At 53.6% G+C, this 5,430-nt stretch carries 2 protein-coding genes; both read right to left on the bottom strand.

Features of this window, described 5'->3' with window-relative positions; genetic code table 11:
• The coding region (locus RSSM_RS31445; RefSeq protein WP_052335980.1) for a lamin tail domain-containing protein at nt 1–4,264 on the bottom strand (4,264 nt) is incomplete at its 3' end.
• Nucleotides 4,265–4,687: 423 nt separating this feature from the next.
• Complete coding sequence (locus RSSM_RS04480; RefSeq protein WP_044301118.1) at nt 4,688–5,317, bottom strand: PEP-CTERM sorting domain-containing protein; 630 nt, start codon at nt 5,315–5,317, stop codon at nt 4,688–4,690.
• Nucleotides 5,318–5,430 lie beyond the last annotated feature (113 nt).

Below are 5,430 nucleotides of genomic sequence, written 5' to 3' on the forward strand. Positions count from 1 at the left end.
TAGTGTCGTCATCAGTGATTACACCAATGGCTCTTACTGTCGCTCCGATCGAGTAGCCGGGTCCTGATGCCAATGTCAGCACAACAGTCTCATCCGGTTCTGCGTTGAAGTCAGCGATTGGGTCGATCGCAATCGAAGCAGATTGCTGGCCGGCAGGAATAGCTATTGAACCGGCCCCGCCTCCGATATACGAAGAAGCCCCCTGCTGGACATAGTCCGCGTTGAATGTTGCAGTGCCGCTTTCGTTGAAATTTACGGTAAGAGGACTTGTAGTATCACCAGTCCTCGTAAAACTATAGATAAGTTCTTCATTGCCGTCTTCAGCAACAGCAGGTTGGCTCACGGCTAACACGACTTCATTCTCGGAAACATCATCGTTGATAATCGTCCCCAATATGGGGTCATGTGTCTCAACGATATATCCGCTACCCGGTGCCAAAGTGATTACAACTGTCTCGTCGGATTCTACATTGCTATCGATGTAGGGGTCAATCGTAATCGTAGCCGTCGTTGTGAAGACGGGAATAAAGATGTTCCCAGAACCACCGCCGATGAACTGATTTGCGCCAGATTCGATGTAATCATTGTTGAACGTCGCCGTACCATTCACGCTAAAGTTGACAAGAATAGGTCTGGCCGCGCCGGTTCGAGTGAAAGTATAAACGAGACTTTCTACGCCATCTTCGATGACGCTCGTGGGGTCGATTGACAGGGTCACACCTGAATCGTCGTTGGCAATGGTACCTGCCACGGCTTGAGGCGTTCCAACCGTATAGCCCACTCCCGGTTCCAACGTCAGTACCACCTCTTCATCTGATTCCACATTGGTGTCAACAACTGGATCAACATCAACCGTAACACTCGAATGGCCAGCCGGGATCGTAATTGATCCCGAGCCACCGCCAACGAATGTAGCAGCCCCATATGCTAAGTAGTCGTCATTGAACGTAGCAGTGCCGCTTTCGTTGAAATAAACCGTCAGCGCGTTGGTCGTATCCCCTGTCCTTGAGAATGTATACACCAAGTGTTCAGTACCGTCTTCGAACACGGAGTCAGGACCGACCGTCAACATAACCTCGGCATCGCTATCATCATTTGTGATCGTCGCCGAGACTCCGTCAGGTGTTCCGATGTCGTAGCCAACGCCGGCATCAATAGTAAGAACGACTGTTTCATCTGGTTCCACATTACTATCAGTGATTGGGTCGATGCTGATGGAGGCGGTAGTCTGACCAGCCGGAATTGTCACTGTGCCAGTTCCTCCGCCTACGTAGTTCGCAGCCCCCGTCTCAATGTAGTCGTTATTAAACTCAGCAGTACCACTGTCAATGAAATTAACGGTCAACGCATTCGTTGTGTCCCCTGTTCGGGAAAACGTGAACAAAATATTACCAGCATTATCTTCATCTAATGCAGATGGCGATACTGTAAGTGTTATCGACGAACTAAACGTCGGGACTGAGCCCGGTGAACCGACATCAGAGCTCGAGAAGGGAAACCCGTTGGCCGCTACCGCGTCGTCAACGCCGACCACCGATCGCGCCCAATTTGATCCGACGTTGTTGTCGGCAAGCAGATCGGTCAAGTAGATACTCGGTCCTTCAGGACTATCACTAGGCCAATCGGTCGCTGCCGGATCATCATCGTCGTAGTTGACCACGTCCCGAGTGAAGCCCACCGTGTCGACCAGTTCCAAGACGCCTTCGGTCGACGACGGATCGTTGTCCAATTCCTGGTCCCAATCCACACCGACTACCAACGCACCTGCCGGGATGCTCCAGGCGTTGCGGAAATTGGCTGACGATGCGATCGCGGTTGATGCACCGTCATACAGCACGATCACTTGGTTGGGCTGCACAATGGTCGAAGCCGGAATGGTTCCCCAGTCGCCATCTTCGTCGCGCAATTTCCAACCGCTGATGTCTTCCGAAGCGGTGCTCAGATTGACCAGTTCAACCCACTCGGGCGAAAAACTGGTGCCCTCTCCGGAGCTTGCCGGGTTGTACATGATCTCGCTGATTACCATCGCGGGCGGCGGCGGTGCTTCGTTGTCGATCACCGTCGCAGTGATGTCGTCGATCGTGAGCACATCGTACGCTCCGTCGGAACTTGCAATCGAGTGCGTGATCAACCCGTTGTGCAATCCTTCAGCGAACGAGTCATCGTAGGCAACGATGTTGACGGTTTGCGGCGACATGGCATTGGCCGGTGTGAACGTCAGATCGACGGGGACTCCTTGTCCGCCACCAAGATCCAGATCTTCGTCGGGATCGATGGTCACCACAACGTTTGCGGACGGAACCGAGGTCAGCGCGATCGTATAGCTGTCAGTCGCACCACCTTCGATCACATCAATCGACTCGCTTCCCAGGACCGTCAGCCCGACGCTGCGAGGCGTGTTCAATTTGTCCGGTGTCGGAGTCGTTGCGATGTAGCTGGATGTCCGTCTCGCGTCGCCGCCATCGGGGATTCGTGAAATTGACTGCGTGAGAAGACTGCCATTCTGGTTCTCGTTGACTTGCGGTTCGCCCGAAAGCAACAACGCCAACAGACCCGCATCGTCGGAATCATCGCTGTCGTAAACAATTGCATCGATCAGATTCGAGGTGGTGACGGGGGTGCCATTGGGAAACGACGATGCATCACCGTCGTAGATCGCGATCGCGTCGGCACCGTTCTGCAGTGAGCCATCGGCAAACACGATATCGACGCCGTTAACGCCACTATTCCCGATCGTGAACAGTCCAACGTCATCCGTCGTGAAACCATCCAGGTCGAACGCAGCGTAGGAAGTATCAGTGCTGCCGTCGAACAAGACGACTGTCTTGCCGGTTAGCGATGTGTTGCCGATTCCACCGTCGTACAGTTCGACGAATTCCTTATTTCCGGACGGGTTGGCGTCGACTTCATTGATTAGGACCGTAGGCGTCTCGTCATCAACGATCACCACGTCCAGGTTTACATCGGCCAGCGAGTTGTAGGCGGAATCAGTGCTTGAAAAGGAATGCACCAAGGTACTGATGTGGTTGCCTTCGGCCACTGCATCGTCCACCGTCATCACGGTCAATGATTGTGGAACGTTGTAGTTCTGCTGCGTAAAGACCAGCGGCACCGCGACACCTGGCCCCGCACCCAAATCCAATTGAGCATCCGGAGTTACGGTCACCGTGACATCGGCGTCCGGATAGGCATCGAGCACCACAGAGTAGCTATCGAGGTAACTGTTCTCGGCGACGATCGTGTCGCCATCGGTTTCATTGAACGTAATCCCCGCCGGTACCGAATCGAACTCATAGTCAACCACAACGGGCAGGTGGTCACTCGCACCGCGCAGTGCGGTGAGAACGTTTGATGCCGCTCCGGTCCCCGTCAATGTTCCATTGAGCGAGTGTGTTCCATTGTTTCCGAAGGCTCGGTACGATCCTGGAACGTAGTCGAGACCACCCGAGACGAAGAGTTCGCCGCTCGCGAATTGCAGGTCAAAGCGATCATCCATCCCGCCACCGCCACTGGGATCCTGCGTGTGGATATCCTTGAAGGCATTGTTTTCGTGCCAATTGCCCGGCCGGCTGATAGGATCAAACACTTGTCCGGCACCGGATGCGGTCAAATTCGAATAAGCTCCTTCAAAGCTGCTGTACATATTGAAGTCGCCCATGATCAGGACGTTTTCACCTTCGCCCAGTGCGTCCGCGTCAGCCCTGAGCGCCGCCGCTTCGCTAGCCCGCGTACTTGCATCACCTGACCCAGCCTTGAGGTGGGCGGAATAGACGTAGAAATCAGCGTCACCGGTCGTCGAGGCAACCGGCTCAAAATGTCCACGCAATGGTGGCCTCGTGAAAGATCCGCTTACGTTTTGCGTGCCCAGCAGATCGAGTGTGGCTGTGTTGTACACAAATCCGTAAGCGAGCCCCGAGTACGACGGAGTCACGTAGGTTGCGTAGTCGTCCGCGTAGAGTGAATCAAGAATATTCTCGATACTGTTGACCGAGTTGGAATTTGTTTCCTGCAGCACGAGCAGGTCGATCGGCTGCTGCACGCCGGCCTTGGATTCGTTGCCGATCGCTTCCAGGATCGTGCTGTAATAGCCTTGTTCGGTCGATGTGTTCGGACTGCCTTGCAAAACGTTATACGTCGCAACGCGGAGTGCGGCGAGCAAACGTCGGTCTTCGAGCGATTGAAAAAGCGCGGCTCGTCGGTTGCGGTTTTTCGAGACGCGGGAACGACGACGAGATGACGATTCACGTCCTGGAATACGAAACATCAATAAGTCCGAACTGTATTATAAAACCAATGAAACAAAGACGAGCAACAGAACGGCTCGCTATAGAAACCGTGAATCCTCGCACGAGGATCGACGCGCGAACGCATGCGACTCGATTAGCGAGCAACAAATCCACATGAAAGCTCACGCGGCAACGACACGCTTGCGTGGACGCTTGCTCTAGAAACGATCGCCAGAAAGAACGAACGTTTGCGGAGCGAACGGCCAAGTAATCTTCCGCCGCCTCGGACCGCGGATTGGTGACACCCACGTTTTCGATTGCGTACAGCGAGATGAATTTGGCAGGTAGAAACACCGTCGAAACATTTACCGAACATGGTCACCGACACTAGAAAACGAACGTCCGCCGGGAGATGGCCTCCCGGCGGACAATTCATTGAATCAGCAAATCACAAACGTCACTTAAGCTTTGGCAGCTTTACGACGACGACGGATCGCCCCCGAAACCAAGCCGAGGACGCCAAGAGCGGCCAACGACGATGGTTCTGGAACTGCTGTCGCTGTTAGAGCTGGGCTGCTCGGGTCAAACACGAAAGTGATAGGGTCACTTGTCCCACCGATTCCGCTGTATTCAACCTCTTGAAATACCGGCGGTGGATTCGGTCCGTTAATATCAACACCATTTAAGAATTCGAGCACTCCGTCGTTGCTCGCATTGAAGGTCAATGTCCCCAACGTGACCTGTTGACCGACGTTAACACCCAAGCCATCGCCCACACCCAAAGAATCACTGGAACCGCCGATCCCGATGATGTTGGATGGGTTACCGGCCGCTCCAATTTGGAAACTCGAATCCTCAATCGCAGCATTTGCCTGCCAGTTGGTCAACGTTCCGCCAACAGGCGCCAAATCCATAAATTGTGTGAAACTGAAAATCTCTTCGAATTGGCCGACGCCAGTCGCATAGACCTCCAGGGTGTAACTTCCCTGAGCAGTGAAGTCCTTGACTTGACCTGAAATCAATAGATCCGCCTTCGCACTACCGCTTAATATGGCAACCAGCAAGGTCGCCAAAGCTACGTTTTTTAACATCTACTTATTCTCCTAGAACACGAAACTCAAAACACTAACAAGATGCTCCGGGAGTAACACACTCCCGGAGCGTTAAACTCGATCAAGCTGGCCTACGCCAGCGTTAATATCAA

It is taken from the genome of Aporhodopirellula sallentina SM41 (genome assembly GCF_000346505.1).
Classification (GTDB): domain Bacteria; phylum Planctomycetota; class Planctomycetia; order Pirellulales; family Pirellulaceae; genus Rhodopirellula; species Rhodopirellula sallentina.